Source organism: Bradyrhizobium dasycarpum, from assembly GCF_042019905.1.
GTDB lineage: Bacteria > Pseudomonadota > Alphaproteobacteria > Rhizobiales > Xanthobacteraceae > Bradyrhizobium > Bradyrhizobium japonicum_B.
This window is the reverse complement of sequence record NZ_CP169574.1, coordinates 3,500,152-3,526,736: the sequence shown is the minus strand read 5'-3', so window position 1 is coordinate 3,526,736 and position 26,585 is coordinate 3,500,152. Positions and strand designations below refer to the sequence as shown.

20 protein-coding genes, 1 tRNA gene and 5 pseudogenes are annotated in these 26,585 nt (G+C 65.8%); 14 read left to right on the top strand and 12 right to left on the bottom strand.

Annotated elements, in window-relative coordinates; translation table 11 throughout:
* The first annotated feature begins 66 nt into the window (after nt 1-66).
* Nucleotides 67-741, top strand: a complete 675-nt coding sequence (locus tag ACETMP_RS17010; protein ID WP_375157092.1) for a hypothetical protein — start codon at nt 67-69, stop codon at nt 739-741.
* Nucleotides 742-775: 34 nt separating this feature from the next.
* On the opposite strand, the pseudogene ACETMP_RS17005 reads toward ACETMP_RS17010, so the two are convergent.
* The 4 genes and pseudogenes from ACETMP_RS17005 to ACETMP_RS16990 all read right to left on the bottom strand — a co-directional run bounded on the left by ACETMP_RS17005 (nt 776) and on the right by ACETMP_RS16990 (nt 4,030).
* Nucleotides 776-1,550: pseudogene (locus tag ACETMP_RS17005) on the bottom strand (SDR family NAD(P)-dependent oxidoreductase).
* A gap of 226 nt (nt 1,551-1,776) precedes the next feature.
* Nucleotides 1,777-1,851 (bottom strand) — tRNA-Val (locus ACETMP_RS17000).
* A 159-nt stretch (nt 1,852-2,010) separates the two neighbouring features.
* Nucleotides 2,011-3,304 (bottom strand): annotated as a pseudogene (locus tag ACETMP_RS16995) (hypothetical protein).
* A 120-nt stretch (nt 3,305-3,424) separates the two neighbouring features.
* On the bottom strand, nt 3,425-4,030 hold the full coding sequence (locus tag ACETMP_RS16990) for a DUF1134 domain-containing protein (RefSeq protein ID WP_126262186.1): 606 nt from the start codon (nt 4,028-4,030) through the stop codon (nt 3,425-3,427).
* A gap of 139 nt (nt 4,031-4,169) precedes the next feature.
* Between ACETMP_RS16990 and ACETMP_RS16985 the strand changes: the two genes are divergently transcribed.
* Nucleotides 4,170-4,655: a YHS domain-containing (seleno)protein gene (locus ACETMP_RS16985; protein WP_375157091.1), complete on the top strand. Its 486-nt coding sequence runs from the start codon at nt 4,170-4,172 to the stop codon at nt 4,653-4,655.
* Here the strand turns inward: ACETMP_RS16985 and ACETMP_RS16980 are convergent.
* The gene (locus tag ACETMP_RS16980) at nt 4,649-5,473 is read right to left on the bottom strand and encodes a 3'(2'),5'-bisphosphate nucleotidase CysQ (RefSeq protein ID WP_375157090.1); all 825 of its coding nucleotides are present in this window, start codon (nt 5,471-5,473) and stop codon (nt 4,649-4,651) included. The two genes, ACETMP_RS16985 and ACETMP_RS16980, sit on opposite strands and share 7 nt — an antisense overlap.
* Before the next feature lie 203 nt (nt 5,474-5,676).
* On the opposite strand from ACETMP_RS16980, the gene chpT reads away from it, so the two are divergent.
* The 6 genes from chpT to ACETMP_RS16950 all read left to right on the top strand — a co-directional run bounded on the left by chpT (nt 5,677) and on the right by ACETMP_RS16950 (nt 12,390).
* Nucleotides 5,677-6,330, top strand: a complete 654-nt coding sequence (gene chpT / locus ACETMP_RS16975; protein WP_028134580.1) for a histidine phosphotransferase ChpT — start codon at nt 5,677-5,679, stop codon at nt 6,328-6,330.
* A gap of 195 nt (nt 6,331-6,525) precedes the next feature.
* Nucleotides 6,526-9,330, top strand: a complete 2,805-nt coding sequence (locus ACETMP_RS16970; RefSeq protein WP_375157089.1) for a chemotaxis protein CheW — start codon at nt 6,526-6,528, stop codon at nt 9,328-9,330.
* A gap of 24 nt (nt 9,331-9,354) precedes the next feature.
* Nucleotides 9,355-9,828, top strand: a complete 474-nt coding sequence (locus ACETMP_RS16965) for a chemotaxis protein CheW (RefSeq protein ID WP_375157088.1) — start codon at nt 9,355-9,357, stop codon at nt 9,826-9,828.
* A 70-nt stretch (nt 9,829-9,898) separates the two neighbouring features.
* Nucleotides 9,899-10,264 (top strand): PleD family two-component system response regulator, encoded by a 366-nt coding sequence (locus tag ACETMP_RS16960; protein WP_007600538.1) that lies wholly within the window; start codon nt 9,899-9,901, stop codon nt 10,262-10,264.
* A 75-nt stretch (nt 10,265-10,339) separates the two neighbouring features.
* Nucleotides 10,340-11,521, top strand: coding sequence for a chemotaxis response regulator protein-glutamate methylesterase (locus ACETMP_RS16955; RefSeq protein ID WP_375157087.1), 1,182 nt, complete (start codon nt 10,340-10,342; stop codon nt 11,519-11,521).
* The gene (locus ACETMP_RS16950; protein WP_375157086.1) at nt 11,518-12,390 is read left to right on the top strand and encodes a CheR family methyltransferase; all 873 of its coding nucleotides are present in this window, start codon (nt 11,518-11,520) and stop codon (nt 12,388-12,390) included. Before ACETMP_RS16955 ends, ACETMP_RS16950 begins: the two co-directional genes overlap by 4 nt.
* Before the next feature lie 110 nt (nt 12,391-12,500).
* On the opposite strand, the pseudogene ACETMP_RS16945 reads toward ACETMP_RS16950, so the two are convergent.
* Nucleotides 12,501-13,662: pseudogene (locus tag ACETMP_RS16945) on the bottom strand (glutathionylspermidine synthase family protein).
* 916 nt (nt 13,663-14,578) lie between these two features.
* Between ACETMP_RS16945 and ACETMP_RS16940 the strand changes: the two are divergent.
* Complete coding sequence (locus ACETMP_RS16940; RefSeq protein WP_375157085.1) at nt 14,579-14,893, top strand: hypothetical protein; 315 nt, start codon at nt 14,579-14,581, stop codon at nt 14,891-14,893.
* Between the two features lie 98 nt (nt 14,894-14,991).
* On the opposite strand, the gene ACETMP_RS16935 is transcribed toward ACETMP_RS16940, so the two are convergent.
* The 4 genes from ACETMP_RS16935 to ctrA form a co-directional block, all read right to left on the bottom strand.
* Nucleotides 14,992-15,117 (bottom strand): hypothetical protein, encoded by a 126-nt coding sequence (locus tag ACETMP_RS16935; protein ID WP_375157084.1) that lies wholly within the window; start codon nt 15,115-15,117, stop codon nt 14,992-14,994.
* A 235-nt stretch (nt 15,118-15,352) separates the two neighbouring features.
* Nucleotides 15,353-15,739, bottom strand: coding sequence for a hypothetical protein (locus ACETMP_RS16930; protein WP_375157083.1), 387 nt, complete (start codon nt 15,737-15,739; stop codon nt 15,353-15,355).
* 1 nt (nt 15,740) lies between these two features.
* Nucleotides 15,741-16,145 (bottom strand): DUF350 domain-containing protein, encoded by a 405-nt coding sequence (locus ACETMP_RS16925; protein ID WP_375157082.1) that lies wholly within the window; start codon nt 16,143-16,145, stop codon nt 15,741-15,743.
* A 299-nt stretch (nt 16,146-16,444) separates the two neighbouring features.
* On the bottom strand, nt 16,445-17,146 hold the full coding sequence (gene ctrA / locus ACETMP_RS16920) for a response regulator transcription factor CtrA (protein ID WP_016848562.1): 702 nt from the start codon (nt 17,144-17,146) through the stop codon (nt 16,445-16,447).
* A gap of 468 nt (nt 17,147-17,614) precedes the next feature.
* On the opposite strand from ctrA, the gene fliI reads away from it, so the two are divergent.
* The 5 genes and pseudogenes from fliI to ACETMP_RS16895 all read left to right on the top strand — a co-directional run bounded on the left by fliI (nt 17,615) and on the right by ACETMP_RS16895 (nt 22,660).
* The gene (fliI, locus tag ACETMP_RS16915; protein WP_375157081.1) at nt 17,615-18,940 is read left to right on the top strand and encodes a flagellar protein export ATPase FliI; all 1,326 of its coding nucleotides are present in this window, start codon (nt 17,615-17,617) and stop codon (nt 18,938-18,940) included.
* Between the two features lie 121 nt (nt 18,941-19,061).
* A complete protein-coding gene (gene fliJ, locus ACETMP_RS16910) occupies nt 19,062-19,481 on the top strand; it encodes a flagellar export protein FliJ (protein WP_011084990.1) in 420 nt (139 codons plus the stop codon).
* 336 nt (nt 19,482-19,817) lie between these two features.
* Nucleotides 19,818-20,364: pseudogene (locus ACETMP_RS16905) on the top strand (sigma-70 family RNA polymerase sigma factor).
* Nucleotides 20,365-20,401: 37 nt separating this feature from the next.
* Nucleotides 20,402-21,475 (top strand): anti-sigma factor domain-containing protein, encoded by a 1,074-nt coding sequence (locus ACETMP_RS16900; protein ID WP_375157080.1) that lies wholly within the window; start codon nt 20,402-20,404, stop codon nt 21,473-21,475.
* 225 nt (nt 21,476-21,700) lie between these two features.
* The gene (locus ACETMP_RS16895) at nt 21,701-22,660 is read left to right on the top strand and encodes an AraC family transcriptional regulator (protein WP_375157079.1); all 960 of its coding nucleotides are present in this window, start codon (nt 21,701-21,703) and stop codon (nt 22,658-22,660) included.
* A gap of 1,110 nt (nt 22,661-23,770) precedes the next feature.
* Here the strand turns inward: ACETMP_RS16895 and ACETMP_RS16890 are convergent.
* Both ACETMP_RS16890 and flhA read right to left on the bottom strand, forming a co-directional pair.
* Nucleotides 23,771-23,974, bottom strand: a complete 204-nt coding sequence (locus ACETMP_RS16890) for a hypothetical protein (protein WP_375157078.1) — start codon at nt 23,972-23,974, stop codon at nt 23,771-23,773.
* Between the two features lie 293 nt (nt 23,975-24,267).
* Nucleotides 24,268-26,407, bottom strand: a pseudogene (gene flhA / locus ACETMP_RS16885) (flagellar biosynthesis protein FlhA).
* Nucleotides 26,408-26,585: the final 178 nt, after the last annotated feature.

Sequence of the window (26,585 nt, the reverse complement as noted above, 5' to 3'; positions counted from 1 at the left end):
TCGCCTAAAGCATGATCCGGAACAGCGCGAGGCCGTCGTCTCCGCCAAACGAAGCGCGATGGTTGGATGAGACGGTTTCTATCGGGAGCATTGCCGTTCTACGCGCTGGCCGGCCTAGCCGTGTGCATGTACCTCGTTCTGTACAGGACGAGCCTGTTCGACTTGAACGCGATCGTCCACGGCGCCACCGGGTCGGCATGGTTTCCGGCCTTCATGTTCGTCTGCGTGCTGCTGGAAGCGGTGTTCCCGTACTTCGGTTATTTTCCCGGAACGGCCTTGATCCTGATGTCGGTGGCGCTCAATCCCAAGGTGGATGGCTCCGTCTTCGTCGTGGCGTGGCTCGCCATCATCCTCGGCGCCGTTCTCAGCTACGGACAGGCTCGTTTCTTCAGGCCGTTCCTGCAGCGGGTGGCCTCGAAGGCGGCCCTGCGCCGATGCGAATCGCTGTTCGATGCCTACGGTCGTTACGCGCGCATCGCCCTGTTCATTCATCCCAACGCCTGCGCGATGTATTTCACCGCGCTCGGTCTTCTCGGCCGCAATCTGATGCGGGAGCTCGCTTATCTCTGCGTCGGAGCCGCGGCCGCCGTCGGTATTCTGTTCGTCATCGTGACCCGGCTGGTGTCGTCCGTCGGCCCCACCGACGATGGCGAATTGCAGCTGCTGCTGGCCGCCGCGCTGGTCGCCATCGGGACCCTGATCGGTCTCTACACGGCCTGGCGGACGCAGCCGGCCGCCTGAAGCGCCGCTCTCTCTCCACCGTCAATGACGTGCCCTACGCCGCCGGCAGCACAACGCCTGTCAGCTTCCCCAATTCCGCGATCAGCGCGTCCTGAAACTTCGGATCCGCCGCCTCGCTGGCCGGCTGCTGCCGCGCGAGATGATGCCAATAGCACCCGCTGACCAGGGCCGCGGGATCCTCGCTGACCGCCAGCCAGGTTTGCGTCCGTTGCCCGGTCTCGATATCGACCGGCGCGCCTGCGCCGCCCATCTTCGTGCGCACCCAGCCGGGATCGACGGCGTTGCAGAGGACCTCAGGCCAGCGCCGCGCCAGCGCGAAGGCGAGCGCGACCACATGCAGCTTGCTCTCGGCATAGGCCTTGGCCGCATCCCAGGGACGCCTGGTCCAGTCGAGGTCGTCGAGCGAACCTTCTCCACCCCGGTGCAATCCGCTGCTGAGATACACCAATCGACTCGGCCGTTCGATAAGCGCCGTCAGCATGTAAGGCGCAAGCGTGTTGATCGCGAGCGTTTCGGCATGGCCTTCCGGCGTCGTGCCACGGGCTGGCCGCGTGTAGACGCCGGCGTTGTGGATGACCGCGTCCATGCGCCCGATCGCGTTGACTTGCTCGGCGACAGCCTTTGTCGCGGCTGCGCTTCCGAGATCGCCGATCGCGACACTCGCGCAGCGCGACCTCCAGTTCGCCGAGCGCGTCGGCACGATCGGCCGAGCGCGCGTGCAGCACCACGCGGTGTCCTTGATCGAGCAGCGATTGCGCCGCCGCCCGGCCGAGGCCGTCGGTGCTGCCGGTGATGAAGATGGTCGCCATGGGCTACTCCAGAGGCCAATTCGGAATGCCGTAACCCTTTGATTCGACTGAGGCCGGCTACTGTGCATGGGGTTGTTTTCGAGATTTTGCCGGAGCGGGAGCAAACGCCCCAGTCCGTCGACACGCTTCGAGCTACGCCGGATCCGCTTCGCCCTGATTGGACGTGGCTGCGCCACGCGAAGTCTCTTGGCGGTGGCTGCGCCACGCGAAGCCTTTTGGCGAAGCGTGGTGGGCGCACAAGGGATCGAACCTTGGACCTCTCCCGTGTGAAGGGAACGCTCTCCCGCTGAGCTATGCGCCCGGGACCATCATGCAGGCGGCCGGACCTTGTCGGCCAGCCGGCGCATCGGAGCCCGCGATTTAGAAGTGCGGGCTTGAGGTGTCAAGTTTTCAGGCGCTGCGGGGGCGGAAAACCTCGCCCCGGTCACCCGATGCGCCACCGAGGCGCGATTTGGGCCGCTTACGCGCCCTGCTGGCGGGCGCGGGAGGCGTGGGCCTGCAGCGCCCGGATCCGCTCGGCCAGCGTTCCGCCGCCTTCGGGCAGGCTCGATGTGCCGTTGGTCGCGGCGTCGTTGGCCGGGCGCGGCGCCGGCTTCGGCGGCTGGCCGGCCTCGGCCGCCAGCAGCGCCTCGATCGGCGAGTTCGGGCCTTCGAGCTGCATCGCGAGCTTGGCCACCTCGGCGGCGATGTCGTTGATGCGCTCGCGCAACAGCGCATTCTCCATGCGCTCGGTCGCCCAGGAGCTCTCGGCCTGCTGCTGGATCGCGTTGACGTCGCGCTGCAGCTTGGCGCGCTCGTCGCGCGCGGTGCGGAGCTGGGCCTCGAGCGCGGCCTTTTCCGCGCGCAGGGTCTCGACGGCGGCCGACGACTTCGCGCTGCTCAAGCCGGCGATGTCGACGCGCAGCTCCTTGATGGTGCGCTCGGCCGCTTCATTGGCCTGGCGGAGCTGGTTGTTCTCGTACTCGCGCTCGGCGAGCAGCTTGCCCTGCGTGGCGAGGCGGCCTTCGAGATCGGCGACGCGGCCGGACAGCATCTCGGCTTCCTTGACCTGCAACAGCAGCTGGCGGTCGAGCTCGGTGACGCGCTGGCTGAGATTCTCGACCCGGCCACGCGCCTCGCCGAGCTCGCGCGAGGCGGTCTCGGATTCGGTGCGCTCCTGCGCGAGGCGCGCCTGGGTGGCGGCAAATTCCTTCTCGGCGTCGCCGACCCGGTTCTTCAATTCCTCGATCTGCGCGCGCACGGCGAGCAGCTCGACCTGGCGGCTCTCCGCCATCATCGAGCGGTCGGAGAGTTCAGAGTTGATCCTGGCGAGCTCGGCCTGCTTGTCGGCCAGCGCGATCTCGGCTTCGCGCAAGGCTGCGGTCTTGGTGTTGAATTCCTCCTCGGTGGCGCGAAGCTGCTCCTTCACCGCCTTCTCGCGCGCTTCGAGCGCGAAGATCGTGGCGTTCTTCTCGCCGAGCTCGATCTTCATGCGGTTGATGGCGTCGCTCTTCTTGCCGAGCTCGGCGAGCTGGCTCGTGGTCTTGTTCTTGAGCTGGTCGACGCTCATCTCGAGGCCGCCGCGCCGACATGGCGAATTCGGCGCGGAGCTGGTCCTTGTCGGCCTGGATCTCTGCCATCGACAGCGGCGTGGCGGCCTCCAGCCGGCGCGTGGTCAGGCGCACGGCGCGGTTATGCACCAGCGGCACGATGGCGAGCCCGCACAGCATCGACAGCAGGAAACCGATCGCCAGGTACATGATCGGCTCGACCATGGGGCAGAACTCCCGGAGCTAAGGAAAAATTTACCAACGACCATGCCATGGCGCGCCGGCAGAAAGCCAGCCCCGGCCTGTCGTTAACCTTGATCCGTAACCGGATGGGAGCAGAAGGGCCTAGAACGGGTTCCAGGTCGCCCGCGGGGTGTATTTGAGATAGCCGATATTGGCTCCCAGCCGCAGGCCGAGCCCGGAGCGGATCGGCACCAGCACGATGTTGTTGGCGGTGAGCGCCGTCATGCCGAAGCCGCCGATGATATAGGCCGAGCCGTCGAGACCGGCGAAGCGCTGGTAGATCGCGTTGGTGGCGGGCAGGTTGTAGACCAGCGTCATGGTGCGCGCGCCGTCGCCGCCCCAGTCGAAGCCGAGCGAGGGGCCCTGCCAGTAGACGCGCAGATCCCCGGCGTTCTTGGTGTAGAGCGTGCCCTCGCCGTAGCGCAGGCCGGCGACGAAGGCGCCGGAGCCTTCCTCACCCAGGATGTAGCCGTTGGGCAGACCCCATTGGCTGACCGCCTTCTCGATGATCGAGGCGAGCCCGCGCGAGACGTTGCCGAAGAAGCGGTGGCCGGCGGTGACGAGCTCGTCCGGCCCGTAGGTCGTGGGCGTTGGGGTCCGCTGCGGCGGCGGCAGGTCCGGCGGCGGCGCCGTCTGGGCCGAAGCCGGCACGATCCAGCCGACCATCGCGGCAAGCGCGAGCGCAGCAAGGCGTGATGCGAAAGTCATGAAAGAACCCCTGGTACCGAATCCGGTCGCTTCCTTAACCTGACGCCAACAGGCATGGCTCTAGGTTGCGCCGGATGTCCCCTCGACTCGGATGTTATCCGCAGCAACTATGACGGCACAACGGCAGGAAGATAGCCCTTTGCGCCCCGGAATCGCCTTGATCGGGTTTCTCGTCTGCCTGCTGTCGGGCATATGGATCGCCGGCTCGGGGCTGCCGGCCGTGGCTGCCACCACCGAGCGGGTCGTCGTCAATCGCTTCACCGGCGTCGCCATCGAAGGCTTCGATCCCGTCGCCTATTTCGTCGATGGCCAGGCGGTGCAGGGCACGGCGGAGTTCGAGGCGAACCTGTGGGGCGCGGTCTGGCGCTTCCGCAACGAGGGCAACCGCGCCTCCTTCCTGGCGCATCCCGAAATCTATGGGCCGCAATTCGGCGGCTACGATCCTGCCGATATCGCCCGCGGCGTCACTGTCCCCGGCAATCCCCGTTTCTTCGCGATCGCGGCGCAGCGGCTCTATTTGTTCAGCCGGGAAGCCAATCGCGACGCCTTCGCCGCCAATCCCGAACGGTTCCTCTATGAGGTCGGCAAGCGCTGGCCGGCGCTTCTGGAACAGCTCGGTCAGTAGCGGCCTACCGCCTGCGGGTCGCCCCAGGCGATGAATTCCGGGATGATGAAGCCGCGCGCCTGCTGCGCACCGAAGCGCAGCTCGCCGCCCTTGCCGTCGGTCACCCTGCCGCCGGCCGCGGTCACGACCGCAGCACCGGCCCCGACGTCCCATTCACAGGTGGGCCCGAAGCGGGGGTAGATGTCGGCGCTGCCTTCCGCGATCCGGCCGAATTTCACGGCCGAGCCGCAGGTCTTTCGCACGGCGTTGGGCCTGTCATCGATGAAGGCCTCGCTCCTGGGATCGCCATGCGAGCGGCTCACCGCTGCGATCCAGGGCTCGCCCCGCGCCGGCAGCTTGCGGGTGTGGATCGGCTCGGCCGCGCCGATGGTAGCGCCGTCAAGCCTCACGCGCTCGGCGCCGCGGCCGACGATGCCGCGCCAGAGCACGCCGAGCGCGGGCGCGCTAACGATGCCGAGCAGCGGCACGCCTGACGTCACCAGGGCGAGGTTGACGGTGAACTCGTCGCGACCGGCGACGAACTCCTTGGTGCCGTCGAGCGGATCGATCAGGAAGAAGCTGGCCTCAAACGGCGGCGAGGCGAGCTGGGCCCGCTCTTCCGAGAGCGTCGGCACGTCGCCTGCGAGCTGTGCCAGGCCCTCGGCGATGATGCGGTCGGCGGCGAGATCGGCCTCGGTCACCGGCGAGCCGTCCTGCTTGCCGTCGACCCGCATTGCCGCGCGGTTGACGGACAGGATCGCCTCGCCGGCCTTCACGACCAGCGCCGTCAGCGGCTCCATCAGCCCGGAGGCGGCCGCACCGTCGATGATCCGCTTCACCTGGATGCCTCAATCATCGGCAATTCGTTCCTTCTCGACTGATTCGGCCCGATCGATCGATTGGGCTTTATGTCCGCCTCGACCCGATCGCAAGCTAGCTGCCGCGGGCTGGCGAATGTTAGAACCCGCAGCATCCGTCAAGCATGCGTGATTCGCGGCGTCCAGCGCCGTGCAATTCCAGGAACCCTCCAGGACCCCTTTATATGTCTGACGCCTCGTCGCCCGCGACCGCTACTGCTCCCGATATGCTCGAACTCGCCGCGCTCCTGTGCTCGCGGGTCTGCCACGATCTCATCAGCCCCGTCGGTGCCATCGTCAACGGGCTCGAGGTGCTCGACGACGATCCCAAGCCCGAAGACCGCGAGTTCGCGCTCGACCTGATCCGCAAGAGCGCCAAGACCGCCTCGGCCCGGCTCCAGTTCTGCCGTCTTGCCTTCGGCGCGGCCGGCTCCTCCGGCGCGCAGATCGATCTCGGCGATGCCCAGACCATGGCGAAGGGCCACATCGAGGACGGCAAGTGCTCGATCACCTGGAATCTGCCGCGGCTCCTCCTGCCGAAGAACCGCGTCAAGCTGCTGCTCAACATGCTGGTCGTCGCCCAGCATACGATCCCGCGCGGCGGCATGCTGACGATCGACCCGATCGGCGAGGGCGAGACGATGAGCTTTCGCATCACCGCGACCGGTCATAACGCGCGCCTGCCGCAGAACATCTCCGAGCTGCTGAGCGGCGAGCGCGGGCCGGCCGCCGATGCGCACGCGATCCAGCCTTATTATACGCGGCTGCTGGCGCAGGCCTGCGGGCTCACCGTGAAGCTCGCGCCGGAAGGCGAAGCCATCACCGTTACCGCTTCGTAAACGGCGCGTCGCGCCCGGCCTCTTAAGCAAGTCTTTACGAGGCGCTTCGGCTTGTCCGGAGCGCCTTATCTCTTTGTTGGTTCCGTTCTTTTGCACATACTCAACCAATATTAAACGCTTTGCGGTGAAGCTGGCATCATTCCGAAATGGCGCATCACACCTCGTGCGCGCCCTTCCTTATGAAGGCCTGTTTTCATGGATGATCTGTTGCGGGAGTTTCTGACGGAGACCAGCGAGAGCCTGGACACCGTGGACAATCAATTGGTGAAGTTCGAGCAGGAGCCGAACAACGCCAAGATCCTGGATAACATCTTCCGCCTGGTCCACACCATCAAGGGCACCTGCGGCTTCCTCGGCTTGCCCCGGCTGGAAGCGCTGGCCCATGCCGGCGAGACCCTGATGGGCAAATTCCGCGACGGCATGCCGGTGACGGCCGAAGCCGTGACGGTGATCCTGTCCTCGATCGACCGCATCAAGGAGATCCTCGCAGGGCTCGAAGCCACCGAGGCCGAGCCCGAGGGCAACGACCGCGACCTCATCGACCAGCTGGAAGCGATGGTCGAGCAGGGCATGGCCGCGATGTCAGCGTCAATTGCGGCGGCTCCCGTCGCCGACGCCCCGCCGCTGGTGCCGGAAGCTCCGGCTGCCGCACCCGCCAAGGAGATGGCCACGGGCACGCTGATCGACCAGACCCTGGAGCGTCCGCTGCGTCCCGGCGAGGTCTCGCTCGACGAGCTCGAGCGCGCCTTCCGCGAGACCGCGATCGAAGCGCCGGTGCCTGCGCCGGTTGCCAAGGCCGAAGTGAAGGCCGAGGTGAAGGCCGAGGTGAAGGCCGAGCCCGCTCCCGAAGCCCCCGTTGCCAAGGACGCAAAACCCGCCAAGGAGAAGGCCGCGCCGAAGAAGTCGATGGCCGACGAGGGCGCCGGCGAGGGCGCCTCCATCGCCAACCAGTCGATCCGCGTCAACGTGGATACGCTGGAGCATCTGATGACCATGGTCTCCGAGCTGGTCCTGACCCGCAACCAGCTCCTGGAGATCTCCCGCCGCAACGAGGACACCGAGTTCAAGGTGCCGTTGCAGCGCCTGTCCAACGTCACCGCCGAGCTGCAGGAAGGCGTCATGAAGACGCGCATGCAGCCGATCGGCAATGCCTGGCAGAAGCTGCCCCGCATCGTCCGCGACCTCTCATCCGAACTCGGCAAGCAGATCGAACTGGAGATGCACGGCGCTGACACCGAGCTCGACCGCCAGGTGCTCGATTTGATCAAGGATCCGCTCACCCACATGGTGCGCAACTCCGCCGATCATGGCCTGGAGACCCCCGCCGAGCGCCTCGCCGCCGGCAAGGGCGAGCAGGGCACCATTCGCCTCTCCGCCTATCACGAGGGCGGCCACATCATCATCTGCATCGCCGACAACGGCCGCGGCCTCAACACCGAGAAGATCAAGGCCAAGGCGATCTCCTCGGGTCTCGTCACCGAGGCCGAGCTCGAGAAGATGAGCGAGGCCCAGATCCACAAGTTCATCTTCGCGCCCGGCTTCTCCACCGCGGCCGCCGTCACCTCGGTGTCGGGGCGCGGCGTCGGCATGGACGTGGTGCGCACCAATATCGACCAGATCGGCGGCACCATCGACATCAAGTCGGTGGCCGGCGAAGGAAGCTCGGTCACCATCAAGATCCCGCTGACGCTCGCCATCGTCTCCGCTTTGATCGTGGAAGCTGCCGGCGACCGCTTCGCGATCCCGCAGCTCTCGGTGGTCGAGCTGGTGCGGGCCCGCGCCAACTCCGAGCACCGCATCGAGCGCATCAAGGACACCGCGGTGCTGCGCCTGCGCAACAAGCTGCTGCCGCTGATCCACCTGAAGAAGCTCTTGAAGATCGACGACGGCGCGGCCTCCGATCCCGAGAACGGCTTCATCGTGGTCACTCAAGTGGGCAGCCAGACCTTCGGCATCGTGGTCGACGGCGTGTTCCACACCGAAGAGATCGTGGTCAAGCCGATGTCCACAAAACTGCGTCACATCGACATGTTCTCCGGCAACACCATCCTGGGCGATGGCGCCGTCATCATGATCATCGACCCCAACGGCATTGCCAAGGCGCTCGGCGCCGCCGGCTCCTCGGCCCATGACATGGGCGACGAGAACGGTGCCCATCACATCGGCTCGGGCGAGCAGACCACCTCGCTGCTGGTGTTCCGCGCCGGCTCCTCGCAGCCCAAGGCGGTCCCGCTCGGCCTCGTCACCCGCCTGGAAGAGCTGCCCGCCGACAAGATCGAGTTCAGCAACGGCCGCTACATGGTGCAGTACCGCGAGCAGCTGATGCCGCTCGTTGCCATGGAAGGCGTCACCATCGCCAGCCAGGGTGCCCAGCCGATCCTGGTGTTCGCCGACGACGGCCGCTCCATGGGTCTCGTCGTCGACGAGATCATCGACATCGTCGAGGAACGCCTCAACATCGAGGTCGGCGGCTCCTCCTCCGGCATTCTCGGCTCGGCCGTGATCAAGGGCCAGGCCACCGAGGTGATCGACGTCGGCCACTTCCTGCCCATGGCGTTCTCCGACTGGTTCACCCGCAAGGAGATGAAGCCGTCGCTGCACTCGCAGTCGGTGCTGCTGGTCGACGACAGCGCGTTCTTCCGCAACATGCTGGCCCCGGTGCTGAAGGCGGCCGGCTACCGCGTCCGCACCGCGCCGACCGCGCAGGAGGGCCTCGCTGCCCTGCGCGCGCAGAGCTTCGACGTGGTGCTGACCGACATCGAGATGCCCGACATGAACGGGTTCGAGTTCGCCGAGACCATCCGCGCCGACAACAATCTCGGTTCGATGCCGATCATCGGCCTGTCGGCGCTGGTGTCGCCGGCGGCGATCGAGCGCGGCCGGCAGGCCGGCTTCCACGATTATGTCGCCAAGTTCGACCGTCCCGGCCTGATCGCGGCGCTGAAGGAGCAGACCGCGGGCGCCGCCGGCGCCTCCGAGCTGAGCCGGGCCGCAGCGTAACCCAGGGGATCAGGAGACAGGCTTATGGCCAACAACAAGATGCAGTCCAGCGAAGGCGCCATGGTCGAATACGTCACCGCGATGATCGGCGGCCAGCTGTTCGGCCTGCCGATCTCCCGCGTCCAGGACGTGTTCATGCCCGAGCGCGTCACCCGCGTGCCGCTGTCCTCGCGCGAGATCGCCGGCGTGCTCAATCTGCGCGGCCGCATCGTCACCGTGGTCGACATGCGCGCCCGTCTCGGCCTGCCGCAGCCCGAGGATGGCAAGGTGCCGATGGCGGTCGGCGTCGATCTGCGCGGCGAATCCTACGGTCTTCTGATCGACCAGATCGGCGAGGTGCTGCGCCTGCCCGAAGCCGGCATGGAGGAAAACCCCGTCAACCTCGATCCTCGCATGGCCAAGCTCGCCGGCGGCGTCCACCGCCTCGACGGACAGCTCATGGTCGTCCTCGACGTCGATCGCGTCCTCGAGCTCGCGCCCGAGATGATGGCGGCCTGATACCGCGGCCTCACCGCCGACGTGCCAGTCATTGGAAGTGCCCCCAACGGGGGAGGAAGCAGAGGTTCACATGCGCACTTGTCTCGTCGTTGATGATTCCAGCGTCATCCGCAAGGTTGCGCGCCGCATCCTGGAGGGCCTCGATTTCCAGATCCTCGAAGCCGAGGACGGTGAGAAGGCACTGGAGGCCTGCAAGCGCGGCTTGCCCGATGCAGTGCTGCTCGACTGGAACATGCCGGTGATGGACGGTTACGAGTTCCTCGGCCATCTCAGGCGGATGCCCGGCGGCGACCAGCCCAAGGTGGTGTTCTGCACCACCGAGAACGACGTCGCGCATATCGCGCGCGCGCTGCATGCCGGCGCCAACGAATACATCATGAAGCCGTTCGACAAGGATATCGTGACGGCGAAATTCCAGGAAGTCGGCCTTATCTGAGCGATCGGCCGGTGGCCGACCGGATTCTTCGCCGCCCGTTTTCAACTGTACCCTTTCAGTCTGAGTTGGTGAGTAATGAGTGTTGCGTTCGCAGGGAATTCGGCCACGACGGCGTCGCGCGAAGCAGGGCCGCTGCGGGTGATGATCGTCGACGACTCCGTCGTCATCCGCGGTCTGATCTCGCGCTGGGTCGGTGCCGAGCACGACATGGAGGTCGCAGCCTCGCTGCGGACCGGGCTCGAGGCGGTCAACCAGATCGAACGCATCAACCCTGACGTCGCGGTGCTCGACATCGAAATGCCCGAGCTCGACGGCATTTCGGCGCTGCCGAGGCTGTTGGCGAAGAAGCGCGATCTGGTCATCATCATGGCCTCGACGCTGACCCGCCGCAACGCGGAAATCAGCTTCAAGGCGCTGTCGCTCGGGGCGGCCGACTACATTCCGAAGCCGGAATCGACCCGCGAGGCGTCGGCCGCGGACATCTTTCATCACGACCTGATCCAGAAGATCCGTCATCTCGGCGCGCGGCTGCGGCGCAAGTCCGCAGTCGCGAGCCCACCGCTGGCGCCCGCGAGCCCGGCTCCGGCCCCGCGCGGTCCCGTTGCGCGGCCCGCTGCGACCGTGCCGGCCGCGCCGTCGGGATCGCTGGCGCTTCGCCCCTTCTCCAATCAGGCTCCCAAGGTGCTGCTGATCGGCTCCTCGACGGGAGGTCCGCAGGCGCTGATGGCGCTCGTCACCGAGCTCGGCCCGGTGATCGACCGCTTCCCGGTGCTGATCACCCAGCACATGCCGCCGACCTTCACGACCATTCTCGCCGAACATCTGGCGCGTTCGAGCCGCCGGCCGGCAGCCGAGGCGGTCGACGGCGAGCCGGTGAAGCCGGGACGGATCTATCTTGCGCCCGGTGGCAAGCACATGCGCGTCGCACGTAACGGCGCGGACACCGTGATCGCGCTCGACGACGGCCCCGCCGTCAATTTCTGCAAGCCCGCGGTCGACCCGCTCTTCATCTCCGCCATCGACATCTGGCACGGCAACATTCTCTCCGTGATCCTGACGGGCATGGGCTCGGACGGCATGCGCGGCGGCAAGGACATCGTTGCCGCCGGCGGCAGCGTCATCGCGCAGGACGAGGCCTCCAGCGTGGTCTGGGGCATGCCGGGCGCGGCGGCCAATGCCGGCATCTGCGCGGCCATCCTGCCGCTCAACCAGATCGGCGCCAAGGTCAACCGCCTGTTTGCGGGAGACCGCTCGTGACGCCCACCGATTACGATTATCTGCGCAAGTTCCTGAAAGAGCGCTCCGGGCTCGATCTCTCGGCGGACAAGCAATATCTGGTCGAGAGCCGGCTCTTGCCGCTGGCGCGCAAGGCGAGCCTTCCCGGCATTCCCGATCTGGTGCTGAAGATCAGGAACGGCGACGGCCGGCTTGCGACCGACGTGGTCGAGGCCATGACCACCAACGAGACCTTCTTCTACCGTGACAAGATCCCGTTCGATCACTTGCGCGACACCATCCTGCCGGGCCTGATCCAGGCGCGCGCGGCGCGCAAGAGCCTGCGCATCTGGTCGGCGGCGTCCTCGACCGGGCAGGAGCCCTATTCGATCGCGATGTGCCTGAAGGAGATGGGCGCGGCCCTCGCCGGCTGGCGCACCGAGATCGTCGCCACCGACCTGTCACAGGAGGTGCTGGAGAAGTCGAAGGCCGGTGTCTACAGCCAGTTCGAGGTGCAGCGCGGCCTGCCGATCCAGATGCTGGTCAAATATTTCAAGCAGACCGGTGAGCTCTGGCAGCTCAATGCCGACATTCGCGCCATGGTGCAGTTCCGCCAGCTCAATCTGCTGCAGGACTTCTCTCATCTCGGCACGTTCGACGTGATCTTCTGCCGCAACGTGCTGATCTATTTCGACCAGGACACCAAGGCCGTGATCTTCGAGCGGATGGCGAAGGCCCTGGAGGCCGACGGCACGTTGCTGCTGGGGGCCGCCGAATCCGTCGTCGGCATCACCGACGCGTTCCGTCCCATCGCGGACCGCCGCGGTCTCTACCAGCTCAATCCCGCCCGCTCCGGCCGCCCGATGGGCGGATTGATGCCGCAGCCGCTGAAGCTCGCCGCGGCGAAGTGATCTTTCTTCCTTCTCCCCTTGTGGGTGAAGCTGGCGCGGAGCGCCGGATGAGGGGTTGTTTCGGCAAACTCAAAGCGTGAGAAGGGGAGAGGGTCAGAAGACAGCTCCTTCTACAGAATCGCATGCGGCAGAAACCGCGAGCGGTTGCCCGTGATCGGGCTCTCGTCCTCGCGGATCGACAATCCGCACGGCTCGTGATTCACCAGCCAGCTTCCCACCACCGGATAGAAGCCTGAGAAATTCGGCAGCGGTGCCAGGGCCTGGCGCACGAAACCTTCGGCGCCGTAGGGGCCCGCCTGCTCGTCGAGCGGCATCCCGCCGGACACCAGCGTGACGTTGGCGCCTTCGCGCGACAGCAGCGGCTTGCGCACATAGGACGTGCCGAGCTCGGCGGCGCGCGGGTCATCCTCGAAGAACGCCGGCAGCAGATTGGGATGGTTCGGAAACATCTCCCACAGCAGCGGCAAGATGCCCTTGTTGGAGAGCACCGCCTTCCACGGCGGCTCGATCCAGCGCGTCGGCGCGCCCTTGAGCTTGGCGCCGAAGGCGTCGTGGAACATCCACTCCCAGGGATAGAGCTTGAAGGCGAGCGCGATGTCGTTCTCGTCGAGATCGACGAAGCCGCCGCCTTCACCGCGCCAGCCGATCTGCTCGATGTCGAGCAGCCTGGTCGAGAGCCCGGCCTGGCGTGCGGTGTCCTCGAGATAAGCGAGCGTGCCGGCGTCCTCTGCGTTGTCGGTGATGCCGGCGAGATGGAGATGGCGCCCGGCAGCGATCTCCTTCCACGCCGCGATCAATCGCTCATGGATGGAATTGAACTGATCGGCTCGCGAGGGGATGACGCGGCGTTCGATCGCCTGTTCGAGCCAGGTCCATTGAAACACCGCGGCCTCGAAGATCGAGGTCGGCGTGTCCGCGTTGTACTCGAGCAATTTTGCCGGACCTTTGCCGTCGAACTTCAGATCGAGACGGCCATAGAGGCTGCGATCGTCGCGCTGCCAGCTTTCGGCGATCAGGCTCCAGAACGCGTCCGGTATCTTCAAGCGCCGCAAATAGCGCTCGTCGCCGATGACGCGGCCGGCAAGCTCGAGGCACATCGCCTCGATCTCGCCGGTCGGCGTTTCGATACCGCGCTCGATCTCGTCGAGCGTGAAGCCGTAATAGGCGCGCTCGTCCCAATAGCGTTCGCCGTCGATGGTGTGGAAGACGAAGCCGCATTTTGCTGCGGTCTCTCGCCAGTCGTCGCGCTTCGAGGCAGGTGATACGTTGCATCCGCTAACCGCCGCTGTGCCCTTGGATGATTTGACCACCGCCCGTCATGTTGAGCATGACGTCTCGACGTTTCATGGCAATTCAGTCTCCGACTCTCTGGTGCTGAACCTACAGTTTCCACCAGATGAGTGGCTCTCGGCAAGGGCAGGTGCTGCCGAGCTTGATCAGTCCCGCACAGCGCCGACAATCAGAATGTCCGCGCCGGCCGGAAGGTCGCGGACGGGGCTACGCGCATCGGCGTACGCGGCGCCAGTCGCAGGGATGGGCCGGCAAGATTTTGTGGACCGACGCCGGACGGCCTGACGGTCGGTACGTTCTTCCTGTGGATTTCGGCATGACCGTAGGAGCCGTCTCCTCCGGCGGACGATCCTCCGCTGCTCCGGCAGCTGCATGACTTATTGTACCATTGACCCGTCTTGGCGTCATACCAGGCGCCGTTCTCCCGAGACGTGGCGAACGTGGTGCACTGGAAGTGCTGGCCTGCCGGACAGTGTCCTTTGGCCTGGGCCGCAGTGGGGATCGCCACAGCAGCACACACGAGCACGGCACGGATCGCGGCGGCGAACGCTGATGTCTTCTCGCGTCTCATGACCGGGCCCTTCATGAACGCAGGCAAGGATGCCCGCGTAGGCGGGCCGCTGGTTGATGTGTGTCAACGCCGAGAGGTGTGGCGTTCGAGTCGCGGGCTCGGCATCGTCGCGATCACGCTGAAGGTTGCATTGTAAGGACCTCCACGGGTCTCGCTTCAATTCGAGAAATCGAACGTTTGTTGACCCCGCTCAATTCCCGACGGCGGAGATCGGGCTTCAGATATGGGTGGGTGTTTCATCAGGATCATTGCCTATGGAAACCAGTGCGCCCCACTCGAGTCCGCACGAGCATTCGGCGGCAGATTGAACGGTAAAGGAGAAAGCTCATGAGGCGTGCAATGTTCGTCACAGCAATCGCGCTCGCAAGCCTTGCCTGCGCTGCTACAGGGACGGCGGCCGGCGCAGCCAGCTCGGGCGGCAGCTCAGTGCAGGCCGGAACGCAGCAGATCGCGCCGACCCACACGAAGACCACTGGCAAGACAAAGACCAAGAGATCAAAGGTAGAGCGCCCGCACACGAATTGGCTCAATCCGCAGCCCGAACCGCCGTCGCCGTCCGGCAACAAGCCCATCCAGGGCGGCAACTGGCTCAACCCGCAGCCGGAGCCGCCGCGGCCGGACACGGCGAAGAAGTTGCACTAGAGGCGCCGCGTCTCGGCCAACGAAGTGCTGGCGCGCGGTCATGCGCGAACCGAAACAGCGCGATGGCCTTGTCGTCGCGCTGTTTCATTGCGTCTTCTTCAGTCGTTGGGACCGGGCGACTTGTTCGGCTTCACCGTCGGTACGTTCTTCTTGTGGATCTCGGCCTTGCCGCCCCAGGTCGGACTGCCGGGCGCGTTCTCGCAGCGGCAGCGGGGCGGACTCATGGGCGGACGGTCTTGCGGTTGCGGCTTGCAAACCTGGACCATGCCGGTCGGGCAGGGCGCGGCTTCCGCGCTCGCTGACAGTGATGCCAGCGCTAACAGGGCCAGTGCCGACGTCATCATCACACGCATCATTGCACCTCGATCTTGGTCGCCACGTGGGCGCATCATCATCGAGGCTTCACCATAAAGACCGGTGGCAGGTCCGGACTTGACGTGTCTCAATCACACAGTCGATTCAGCCGCCGCCGGAGAAGCCATGGCCGAACGAGCCGAAGCCGCCGCGGCTCACGCTGCTGTGGCCGGAATCGGACGAGGTTGCCGACGATGAATGGGACGACGAATCGCTGCTGAAAAAACTCGATCGCGACGACCAGCGCGAGCTGCTGCCTGAAGAGCTGCCGCTGCTGCTGCTGCAGGTCGTGGTGGTCTGCCCCGGCACGGCGCCAGGGGTCGGCTCGCAGTTTTGCCGCGGCATCAAGGTGTAGGCGGTGGTGCCGACCGCGAGCGTGCCCATCACCAGCAGCGCGACATGACCGGATCGCTTCACCGGCGGACGCGGCGGCGGTTTCTCGGCCACCGGCCGGCGCTTGCCGAATTCCTTCTTGGAAGCTTTGTCCGCCATCTCAATAGATCATGCTGGCAGCGTTGAGGAGGCCGGCCGCAAGCGAGGACAGGCCGAGCCAGATCGCGGGCGCAAGCTCGCCGGCATCGATACGGGTCGACAGGTTCGGCACCGGCACCTTGACGAGATAGAACACGATCACCTGGACGATCAGCGCGATGGTCGCCCAGATCAGGCAGTCCAGCACGTTGGCCGAATGGGCGATGGCGCTGACCAGCGGCGCCACGAAGCCGAGCAGGCTGAGCCCGAGCGCGATCGCCGCGGCCGGCTGGTTGTCGCGAATGAGCTGGAATTCGTTATGCGCGGTGATGCGGGTGTAGACGAACAGATAGGCCACGACCGCGATCAGTCCGGTGCAGAAATAGACCAGGAAGGCGGGCAGGCCGGCCAGTGATTGCAGGATCATCGTTCCCCCGTCGTGCAGCGACCATTCGTCGCCCGGGGAAGGATAGCGGTTCAAACGTTAAGCGAGGGATGAAGTCGTCTCGGCAGGGTCGGTGCAACCTCTCCCGCTTGCGGGGGAGGTCGGCGCGAAGCGCCGGGGGGTCTTTCCACGCGGGGATTGTGCCCCCGCGGAGACACCCTCACCCCGGCCCTCTCCCGCAAGCGAGAGAGGGTGAACCCCAAAAAACAAAACCCCGCCATTTGCGGCGGGGTCCAGGCTGGGAGGAGCGAGCCCTGCGGCTCGCGACGTAACCCAAAAGGTCAGGCGGGGATGCGTTCGTCGGCCTCGTGCGGCTCGCGCAGCACGTAGCCGCGGCCCCACACGGTCTCGATGAAGTTGCGGCCCTCGGAGGCGTTGGCCAGCTTCTTGCGCAGCTTGCAGATGAAGACGTCGATGATCTTCAGCTCGGGCTCGTCCATGCCGCCATAGAGGTGGTTGAGGAACATTTCCTTGGTGAGGGTGGTGCCCTTGCGGAGCGAGAGCAGCTCCAGCATCTGGTATTCCTTGCCGGTCAGATGCACGCGCTGGCCGCCGACTTCCACCGTCTTGGTGTCGAGGTTGACGACGAGGTCGCCGGTCTGGATGACCGACTGGGCATGGCCCTTGGAGCGGCGCACGATCGCGTGGATGCGGGCCACCAGCTCGTCCTTGTGGAAGGGCTTGGTCATGTAGTCGTCGGCGCCGACGCCGAGACCCTTGACCTTGTCCTCGATGCCGGCGAGGCCGGAGAGGATCAGAATCGGTGTCTTGATCTTGGAGACCCGGAGCTGCTTGAGCACATCGTATCCGGACATGTCGGGCAGGTTGAGGTCGAGAAGGATAATGTCGTAATCGTATAATTTACCGAGATCGACGCCTTCTTCCCCCAAATCGGTCGTGTAGACGTTGAAGCTCTCCGACTTCAACATCAGCTCGATCGACTGCGCGACGGCGCTGTCATCTTCAATCAGCAAAACGCGCATGCCAGTTCCCCATAGTCGCCGCTCCTGGGCGTCAGGTCGGCCGCATTCGCGGCACTCAACAAAACGCCTTTGAACAACTGATTCGGATCCTGACAACAGATGGTTAACAAATCCTGATTCTGGAACGCAAGTCCCTCGGGTGCAATTTTTGTCGAATCGCCCTAAGGTCTTGCGGTGAAGCAGCTTTCGTCACCCAGCTCCGTTCAAGTTCCACTTTAAGAGACGGGCCTAACCGACTCCCGCGACTCAGCCTTCTTCTGAAGGGGAGTCACGCTCAGTCACAAAGACAGTGACGCAATGATTAATGATGCGGGTAAACACGAAGTTAAGCGGCGTTCAGAAATATGGCGAAACTTAAGGTTTCCTCCGTGAAGTCCCGGGGATCGCTCGGGCGATCCGGAATTTGCGAAGGCGAGCACTATATGAAGGCCCTCATGTCGAACGCGCGCTCCTGATGAAGGCTTCCCGATGAAGGCTCTTGCCGAACAGATCGGCGACATCGACGGCATCAATATCTACGGCCGGGTGGTCGGCGTCCGCGGCCTGATGGTCGAGGTGGCCGGTCCTATTCATGCCATGTCGGTCGGCGCGCGGCTGGTGATCGAGACCGGCGCCAACCGTTCGATTCCTTGCGAGGTGATCGGCTTCTCCGGCAACAATGCTGTCGTGATGCCGTTCGCCGGCCTCGACGGCGTGCGCCGCGGCTGCAAGGCCGTCATCGCCAATGCCGCCAATCTGGTGCGGCCCTCGTCGGCCTGGCTCGGCCGCGTCGTCAACGCGCTGGGCGAGCCGATCGACGGCAAGGGACCGCTGCCGCAAGGCGCCTCGCCGATGCCGTTCCGCAATACGCCGCCACCGGCCCATTCGCGCAAGCGCGTCGGCAGCCCGCTCGATCTCGGCGTCCGCGCGATGAACACCTTCCTCACCTGCTGCCGCGGCCAGCGCATGGGCATCTTCGCCGGCTCCGGCGTCGGCAAGTCGGTGCTGCTGTCGATGCTCGCCCGCAACGTCGACGCCGATGTCAGCGTCATCGGGCTGATCGGCGAACGCGGCCGCGAGGTGCAGGAGTTCCTGCAGGACGACCTCGGCGAGGAGGGCCTGGCGCGCTCCGTCGTGGTGGTCGCGACCTCCGACGAGCCGGCGCTGATGCGGCGCCAGGCGGCGTATCTGACGCTCGCGGTCGCCGAATATTTTCGCGACGAGAACAAGGACGTGCTGTGCCTGATGGACTCGGTGACGCGCTTTGCCATGGCGCAGCGCGAAATCGGCCTGTCCGCCGGCGAGCCGCCGACGGCCAAGGGCTACACGCCGACCGTCTTCACCGAGCTGCCGAAGCTTCTGGAGCGTGCCGGCCCGGGCCTGGGGGAGGGCGCCATCACCGCGATCTTCACGGTGCTGGTCGACGGCGACGATCACAACGAGCCGATCGCGGACGCCGTGCGCGGTATCCTGGACGGCCACATCGTGATGCAGCGCTCGATCGCCGAGCGCGGCCGCTATCCCGCGATCAACATCCTCAAATCCGTCTCCCGGACCATGCCGAAATCGGCCGATCCGCAATTCTGGCCCGTGATCCAGCGGGCGCGCCAGGTGATGGCGACCTATGCCGACATGGAGGAACTGATCCGGCTCGGCGCCTACCGGGCCGGCTCCAGCCCGGAAGTCGACGAGGCGATCCGCCTGCACGAGCCGCTGGAGGCCTTCCTGCGCCAGCGCAAGGACGAAAATGCATCGCTTGCGGACGGCTACCGCCAGTTGGCGCAAATCCTCGGTAATTTGGAAACGGAACGCTAACTTTGTCCGGTCATCATCCGACCCCACAGAGTAGCAGAGCCGGTCTGGGCCTCCATCGGGCCCGTGGGGTGACCGGTATCGTCCCACGTGCAGCGGGGGGACTTCTGGGGAGTACGAGTCGATGAAGTCACGAGATACCCTCATTCGCCTGAAGAAGTTTCAGGTCGACGAGAAGCGCCGCCGGGTCACCCAGATCGAGACCATGATCGCCGATTTCCAGCGGATGTCGGTCGATCTCGAACGCGAGATCCAGACCGAGCAGGAGCGCGCCGGGATCAACGATCCCTCGCACTTCGCCTACCCGACCTACGCCAAGGCCGCGATTCAGCGCCGCGAGAACCTGACCCGCTCGGCCGACGAGCTCAAGGGCCAGCTCGACGAGGCCAAGGCCGCGCTGGCCGAGGCCTTCGAGGAGCTGAAGAAGGTCGAGCTGCTCGACGAGCGCGACCAGGCCCGCGAGCGCGCCGAAGAGAACGCCCGCGAGCAGGCCGACCTCGACAGCATCGGCCTGATGCGCGCTCGTATCGGCGCCGTCGCCTGACGGCCGACAAGCAAGGCTACCAAGAAACCCGCAGAACCCGGACCCGCAAGGTCCGGGTTTTCGCATGTGCTGTCCACAGCATGGCGCCGCGCCCCTTGGTGGTCGGCTTGGCCGCGCGCTATGGTGGTGATTGGTTCACCTCGCCCCGCTTGCGGGGAGAGGTCGGATCGGCCCTGCGATGCGTAGCATCGTCCGGCGCGATCCGGGTGAGGGGGACTCTCCGCGAGTTCGTCTGCAACCTTTCTCGCGCAGACTCCCTCACCCCGACCCTCTCAGGGCGAGCGTAGCTCGTCCCGACCCCGCGGGCGGGGAGAGGGAGGAAGATGAGGGGGCTGAATGCTGACGCCAGCAGAGCTGGTCGGGTTGATTGAGGCGGTGGCGAAGGGCGATCAGGCCGCGTTCGAGCGCCTCTACGCCGCCACGCGCGCGAAACTCTATGGCGTCGTGCTCCGTATCTTGCGCCGACAGGATCTCGCAGAGGAGGTCATTCAGGAGACCTACGTCAAGATCTGGAATGGCGCCGGCCGGTTCAATCCGGCGCTGTCGTCGCCGATCACGTGGATGGCCTCGATTGCGCGCAACGGCGCGATCGACGTCGTCCGCAAGAAGTCGGAAACGTCCATCGAGGAAGAGCCTCAGGCGATGGAGGTTGCAGCCGACAGTCCCGATCCGCTGGCGCGCCGGGAGATGACCGAAGAGCTGAAGCGGCTCTTGGAATGCATCGGCCGGCCTCGAGCCGGACCGTCAGCGGCTCGTGCTTCTCGCCTATTACAACGGCTGGAGCCGCGAGCAATTGGCGGAGAAATTCGCAGCCCCCGTCAACACGGTGAAGACGTGGCTCCGGCGCAGCATGTTGGATATCCGGGAGTGCCTCGGACTATGAATGGCTCGATCGTGAGGATGGTTCTGGATCGCAATTGATGGCCTACACTGAGGACCATATCGCGCTCGCCGCGGAATATGCGCTCGGCACGCTCGATGCCGACGAGCGCGCGCAGGTCGAGACCATGATGGCGGTGGACGAGGCGTTCGCCGCGATCGTGCAGGCCTGGTCCTTCCGGCTCGGCGGTCTTAACCAGATGGTCGGCTCGATCGAGCCGCGGCCGATCGTGTGGGAGAACATCAGGGCCGAGATCGCGCGCACGGCGCGGGCGCAGCAGCCGCCCGCGCTTGCGGAAGCTTCGCCGCCACCTCCGCCTGCACCGGAGCTGCCCGCTTCGGAGGCGGCAGAGCCGGCGACGGAGACTGCGCCGATCCCGGCGGGGTCGCAGGCCGAGGCCGCGCCGCCGGACATCGCGCCGCCGGACATGCCGCGTCCGGAGCCGGATACGCTTCCCGACGTCGCGCCGCAATTCATCCCGCAGGTCCATGCCCCGGATCTTGCCGTCGCGCGCGCGCCGCAGGCGGCGGTCGTCGACGATGGCAACGTGATTCGCCTCGAGGGCCGCGTCAAGCGCTGGCGCTCCATCGCATCCGTTGCCGGTGCGCTCGCGGCGGCGCTGCTCGTGACGCTGTCGCTCCAGATCTTCCTGCCCGACGCGCTGCCGAACGGCTTGCGTCCCGCTCCGCGCATCCAGACCGTGGAAGTGAAGGCGCCGGCCGCGCCGCTCGCCGCGTCCGCGCAATATGTCGCGCTGTTGCAGGGCCAGGCCGGCGGGCCCGCCTTCATTCTCACCGTCGACGGCGCGACGCGGAATTTCACGGTGCGCAAGGTCGGTGCGACGCCGGAGCCCGGCAAGAGCTTCGAACTCTGGCTGATCTCCGACAAGCTGCCGCGCCCGCGCTCACTCGGCGTGATCGGCTCCGGCGATTTCACCGCGCGTCCGCTGCTCGCCTCCTATGATGCCGAGATCGTCAACGGCGCGACCTACGCCGTCACCGTCGAGCAGGCCGGCGGCTCGCCCGATGGCCGGCCGACCTCAGACCCGGTGTTTTCCGGCAAGCTGATCGAGACCGTGCCGCCGTCCCAGCCGCAGGCGCCCGCGCAGAAATAGGTGCGTAGCCCGGATGGAGCGCAGCGTAATCCGGGACCGCTCCCGCATCTCGCCACGCTCATGTGGGCTACGATACCGTCGCTACGGTCCGCTTTGCCGTCGCATCCCGACAAGCCCCCTGAATCGGCCCCCGATTTGAACCTCGCCGCAATCCGTGGCGTCAAATTTCCGGAAATTGCAGTCGGCGCCGCCGATCGCGGAGCCGAAAGAGGGGCTAGAGATCAAATGGATGCAGCGAAAACGCCGGGCATCGTCGTTCACCAATATACGGGACTGCCGCAGGGGGCGGCGTTCGAGCATTGGCGCGAGCGGGCCTTCGGTCCCTGCGGCCTCGACATCGGACCGAGCCATGGCGACAGCATCGATTGCCGGCTCCAGGTCAGCGTGGTCGACAACATCACGCTCGCCATTCCCGAAGGCGCCTCCGCGCAATATTCCCGCACCCAGAGCCATCTCGCCGACGGCAGCGACGACCTCGTCCTGATCGCCGCCCATGCTGGCCGCGTCCGCGTCGGGCAGAACGGCCACACCGTCGAGCTTGCGCCCGCCCAGATGGTGCTCGTCGACATGAGCATCACCGGCACCGTCGGGCACACCGACGAAAACCGCTTCACCACCATCCGCATGCCGCGCCGCGCGCTGCTCGACATCAATCCGCGCGCCGAAGGCAAGCTGTCGCAAGTGCTCTCCGACGGCGCGGTCGCCGAGACCATCTTCCGCTACCATGCGCTCGCCGCCAATCACGCGCCGCATCTCGACGCGGTGGGTCAGCGCCTGACCGCGCAGCACATGGTCGATCTCGTCGGCCTCCTGCTCGGCACCGATGCCGAGCACGCGAGTCCCGCGCGCGGCCGCGGCCATGCGGCGGCGCGGCTCGACCTGATGCGCGCCGACGTGATGGCCGCGCTCGGCCGCAACGATCTGTGCCTGTCCGAGGTCGCGACGCGCTCGGGGCTGAGCCCGCGTCAGGCGCAACGTCTGTTCGAGCAGGCCGGCACGACCTTCACCGAATTCGTGCTGGAGCAGCGGCTGCTGCAGGCACGCAAGCTGCTCGGCGATCCCCGCGCCAGGGCGCGCAAGATCAGCGACATCGCACATTCCTCGGGCTTCGCCGATCTCTCCTATTTCAACCGCGCCTTCCGCAAGCGTTTTGGCGCGACGCCGTCGGAATTGCGCGAGGCGTGAGCAAAACCGTAGGGTGGATGAGCGAAGCGTAATCCACCGCTTCCTGCCCAAGTCGGCACCGGTCGGTGGGTAACGCCCGCGCCCGCGCTTGCGCGCGGCCGCCCGCTAACCCACCCAACGCATCAACATCTTGCGTTGCCTGACGGGCGAAACACCCGAGCCATAGGTCAATCTGCGCCGCCGAAAATATTCTTCTTTCCAGAAATTCGGAAATGGCGTATGTGTCGCGCAACCCGGCCCAAGGAAGAGGGGCGTATCGCGATCGTCACGAACGCGGGCCGGGCGGCGGTGGACGCCGATGGCATCGGCGCGACGGGTTTCGCAGGGCGGAGAGCCGTGAGCGAAGCGTCTCGCGCACACGACCGGTGCAATCGGCGTACGGCAAAATCGTGTGGTCCTGGCGCCCGGGGTCTGTGCGCCAAGTGTTGCGGTGATGTGGCGGCCCAACCGGGCCCGCGCATCGATGATCCGCAAGGCGACGGGGGCAATAGTGCAACGCTCCCCGGGGAGAGCACGACATAAGCCGTCAAACCACTGCGCAGGGAAGGCCGGGATGTCTCCGGTTGCCCTGTTCTCCGCTATGCACGAAGCACACGCAGTCTGCTCTTGGCATGGCGGTCCGCGGGAGCCACCGGCTCCCGGCCTTCCCTGCGCCCTCTTCATTGATGAGGGCGAAGCGACACGCAAAGCTCGGGCGAGCAAAAGCCGCGAGGATGCAATCCCATGTCAATCATTCCCCGACGCTCTCGTGCCCCGGACGCTGCGCAGCACGAAGTGATGCGCTGCAGAGCCGGGGCCCATGGAGCAGCATGTGCCGTGGCCTGCTGGGTCCCGGCTCTGCGCAGCAACGCTTGCGCGTTGCAGCGCGTCCGGGACATTCGATTCATGCATTGCCGCCGCCACACGCTCCGTCAAGGGGTGCGTCGGGAGGCCATGCTGAATTTGGGGCGTATGCAACCGGAAGCAATCGCGACCCCAGACATGAGAAAGCGCCCGTGGGGGGCGGGCGCTTTCTGTAGTCGACTTGGGGTTGGGGTCGTCTACATATCCACGTGGCGACTTTGGGGGGCTGATAAAGAGCCGCGTGAATTCCTGAAACTCATGTTCTCCTTAGCGAACGAGCGAGGTGTTCGCGCTGGTGATGGTGACCGGCTTGCCGGCCTTCATGACGCGTGCGGTCTGGGTGAGGCCTTCGTCTGAGCTCGTCGCGCGCGCAGTGATGCCAAGGCCCGCAATGGCGATGCCGGCAACGAGGGCAACGACCACGATCTTCAGATGGGTCGAGCGATCTGCGCTGTAAATCGAGTGGTTCATGGAAGGCTCCTGCCGCCATCTACCCGAAGTAGTCGCCTGCGTATTTGGGCAGGTTCATGCTTCCGGTGCCCAACAACCTAGTATTGGGGGGATTCGTTCCCAAGAGGCCATCACAAGAGCGTGACAGGACGTGATAGGTCGCGATCAAAAGCGACCCCTGATTGTGCATTTCTGTAATTATTTCAAAGCTGTAATGTGCCCGTCAGGCATCTTTTCGGCAGCTGGTCCACAAGGCGCCAGGAACCCAAAAAGCATTTGCCTGTGCCGAAAAACACACGGCTTCTTAAGGCAAATCAGACGCTTCCGACCGTTTTCAACCTCGCCCTGGGGTGGATTTCGGCCTGCGACAGCACGGTGGTCTGGGCCCGGAACCGCTCCACCAGGGACCGGACGAAGGGGCGAATGGCCGCAGAGGTGACCAGCACCGGCGCCTCGCCCTCGCGCGCGGCACGCTCGAAGGCTTCGCGCACGGCGGTCATGAATTCCGACAGCTTCGAGGGCTGCATCGCAAGGCTGCGCTCCTCGCCCTGGCCGATGATGGATTCGGCAAAGGCCTGCTCCCATTTCGCCGACAGCGCGATCAGCGGCAGATAGCCGGCGTAGGAGGTGTTCTGGGCGCAGATCTGGCGCGCCAGGCGCGCCCGCACATGCTCGACCATGGTCGCGGGATTGCGCGAGAAGGCCAGCGAGTCCGCGATGCCTTCGAGGATGGTGGAGAGGTCGCGGATCGAGATGCGCTCGGCGAGCAGCAATTGCAGCACGCGCTGGATGCCGGAGACCGTGACCTGTCCCGGCACGATGTCCTTGACCAGCTCGCTCTGCTCCTTCGGCAGCTCCTTGAGCAGCTTCTGCACCTCGCCATAGGAGAGCAGGTCCGACATGTTGGCCTTGAGCAGCTCGGTGAGGTGGGTGGAGAGCACGGTGGCGGCATCGACCACGGTGTAACCCTTGAGCGAGGCCTCCTCCTTGAGGCTGGCATCGACCCAGGTGGCGGGCAGGCCGAAGGTCGGCTCGGTGGTGTGGATGCCGGGCACCTGCACCTGGCTGCCGCCGGGATCCATGACCATGAACTGGTTCGGCCAGATCTTGCCGGTGCCGGCGTCGACCTCCTTGATCTTGATGATGTAGGTGTTGGCCTCGAGCTGGACGTTGTCGAGGATGCGCACCGCCGGCATCACGAAACCCATCTCGATCGCGAGCGAGCGGCGCAGCGCCTTGATCTGCTCGGTGAGGCGGTCGGTGCCGTCGGGGCCATTGACCAGCGGCAGCAGGGCATAGCCGAGCTCGATCTTGAGGTCGTCGATCTTGAGCGCGGCCGAGATCGGCTCGTCCGCCGCGGCGGCGCCCGGCGCACCCGGCGTTCCCGCAGCGGGTGCGGCCTTGGCGGCTTCCTCGGCCCTGGCGGTGACGCGGTTGCGGTTGCGGGCGTTCCAGGCCAGCACGCCGGCGCCGGCGCCGAGCGCCAGGAACGGGAGGGTCGGAATGCCCGGCAGCGCCGCCAGCACCAGCATCACCGCCGATGACATCGCCAGCGCCTGCGGATAGCCGGAGAACTGCTTCATCAGCGCCTTGTCGGCGGCGCCGGAGACGCCGGCCTTGGAGACGAGCAGGCCGGCCGCGGTCGAGACGATCAGCGCCGGCACCTGGGTGACGAGGCCGTCGCCGACGGTCAGGAGTGTAGGTGCGCCCGGCGTCGGCGAACGACATGCCCTGCTGGGCCACGCCGATGATAATGCCGCCGACGACGTTGATGAAGACGACCAGGAGGCCGGCGATGGCATCGCCCCGGACGAATTTGGAGGCGCCGTCCATCGCGCCGAAGAAGCCGCTCTCGTCCTCCAGCTCCTTGCGGCGCTCCTTGGCGACCTTCTCGTCGATCAGGCCGGCCGAGAGGTCGGCGTCGATCGCCATCTGCTTGCCGGGCATGGCGTCGAGGTGGAAGCGCGCGGCGACTTCGGCGATGCGGCCCGAACCCTTGGTGATGACGACGAAATTGACGATGATCAGGATGGCGAAGACGATGATGCCGATGACGAAATTGCCGCCCATCACGAAGTTGCCGAACGCCTCGATGACGTGACCGGCGGCGGCCGTGCCCTCGTGCCCGTGCGACAGGATCAGGCGGGTCGAGGCCATGTTGAGCGACAGGCGCAGCATGGTCGAGATCAGAAGGACGGTCGGGAAGGACGAGAATTCCAGCGGCGTCTGGATGAACAGCGAGGTCATCAGGATCAGGATCGAGAGCGTGATCGAGATCGCCAGGAACACGTCCAGCACGATCGCAGGCAGCGGCAGGATCAGCACCACCAGGATGGTGAGAACGCCGAGCGCCAGCGCGATGTCGCCGCGCTTGAGCACGGTGACGATGTCGTTGAGGGAGGGGATCGAGGGCCTCGTGCTGCCTACGCCCTGTCCTGCGGTGACGTCGACCATGGTAGCTGCCTCCCCGCGCGACTGCCGTCCGCGCGCCCCAACGTCTGCGCGGCGGCCGAAGGGCCGCCGTTCCGAAAGTGAGGCACCGCACTGGCGTCCACGGGGTTCCTCCCGTTCTACGCGGCCGACGACACTCGACTTCACCCGGCAATTCTTGCCGGGTGTATGGTTAGCAAAG

Excerpts from the sequence above, each read along its gene's own strand:
- ACETMP_RS16970 (WP_375157089.1), top strand. The coding sequence starts at position 6,526 with ATGGATGATCTGTTGCGGGAGTTTCTGACGGAGACCAGCGAGAGCCTG.
- ACETMP_RS16940 (WP_375157085.1), top strand. The coding sequence starts at position 14,579 with ATGAGGCGTGCAATGTTCGTCACAGCAATCGCGCTCGCAAGCCTTGCC.
- ACETMP_RS17010 (WP_375157092.1), top strand. The coding sequence starts at position 67 with ATGAGACGGTTTCTATCGGGAGCATTGCCGTTCTACGCGCTGGCCGGC.
- ACETMP_RS16965 (WP_375157088.1), top strand. The coding sequence starts at position 9,355 with ATGGCCAACAACAAGATGCAGTCCAGCGAAGGCGCCATGGTCGAATAC.
- ctrA (WP_016848562.1), bottom strand. The coding sequence starts at position 17,146 with ATGCGCGTTTTGCTGATTGAAGATGACAGCGCCGTCGCGCAGTCGATC.
- ACETMP_RS16955 (WP_375157087.1), top strand. The coding sequence starts at position 10,340 with ATGAGTGTTGCGTTCGCAGGGAATTCGGCCACGACGGCGTCGCGCGAA.
- ACETMP_RS16990 (WP_126262186.1), bottom strand. The coding sequence starts at position 4,030 with ATGACTTTCGCATCACGCCTTGCTGCGCTCGCGCTTGCCGCGATGGTC.
- ACETMP_RS16960 (WP_007600538.1), top strand. The coding sequence starts at position 9,899 with ATGCGCACTTGTCTCGTCGTTGATGATTCCAGCGTCATCCGCAAGGTT.
- ACETMP_RS16925 (WP_375157082.1), bottom strand. The coding sequence starts at position 16,145 with ATGATCCTGCAATCACTGGCCGGCCTGCCCGCCTTCCTGGTCTATTTC.
- ACETMP_RS16900 (WP_375157080.1), top strand. The coding sequence starts at position 20,402 with ATGGCCTACACTGAGGACCATATCGCGCTCGCCGCGGAATATGCGCTC.
- ACETMP_RS16895 (WP_375157079.1), top strand. The coding sequence starts at position 21,701 with ATGGATGCAGCGAAAACGCCGGGCATCGTCGTTCACCAATATACGGGA.
- ACETMP_RS16890 (WP_375157078.1), bottom strand. The coding sequence starts at position 23,974 with ATGAACCACTCGATTTACAGCGCAGATCGCTCGACCCATCTGAAGATC.
- ACETMP_RS16935 (WP_375157084.1), bottom strand. The coding sequence starts at position 15,117 with ATGAGTCCGCCCCGCTGCCGCTGCGAGAACGCGCCCGGCAGTCCGACC.
- fliJ (WP_011084990.1), top strand. The coding sequence starts at position 19,062 with ATGAAGTCACGAGATACCCTCATTCGCCTGAAGAAGTTTCAGGTCGAC.
- chpT (WP_028134580.1), top strand. The coding sequence starts at position 5,677 with ATGTCTGACGCCTCGTCGCCCGCGACCGCTACTGCTCCCGATATGCTC.
- fliI (WP_375157081.1), top strand. The coding sequence starts at position 17,615 with ATGAAGGCTCTTGCCGAACAGATCGGCGACATCGACGGCATCAATATC.
- ACETMP_RS16930 (WP_375157083.1), bottom strand. The coding sequence starts at position 15,739 with ATGGCGGACAAAGCTTCCAAGAAGGAATTCGGCAAGCGCCGGCCGGTG.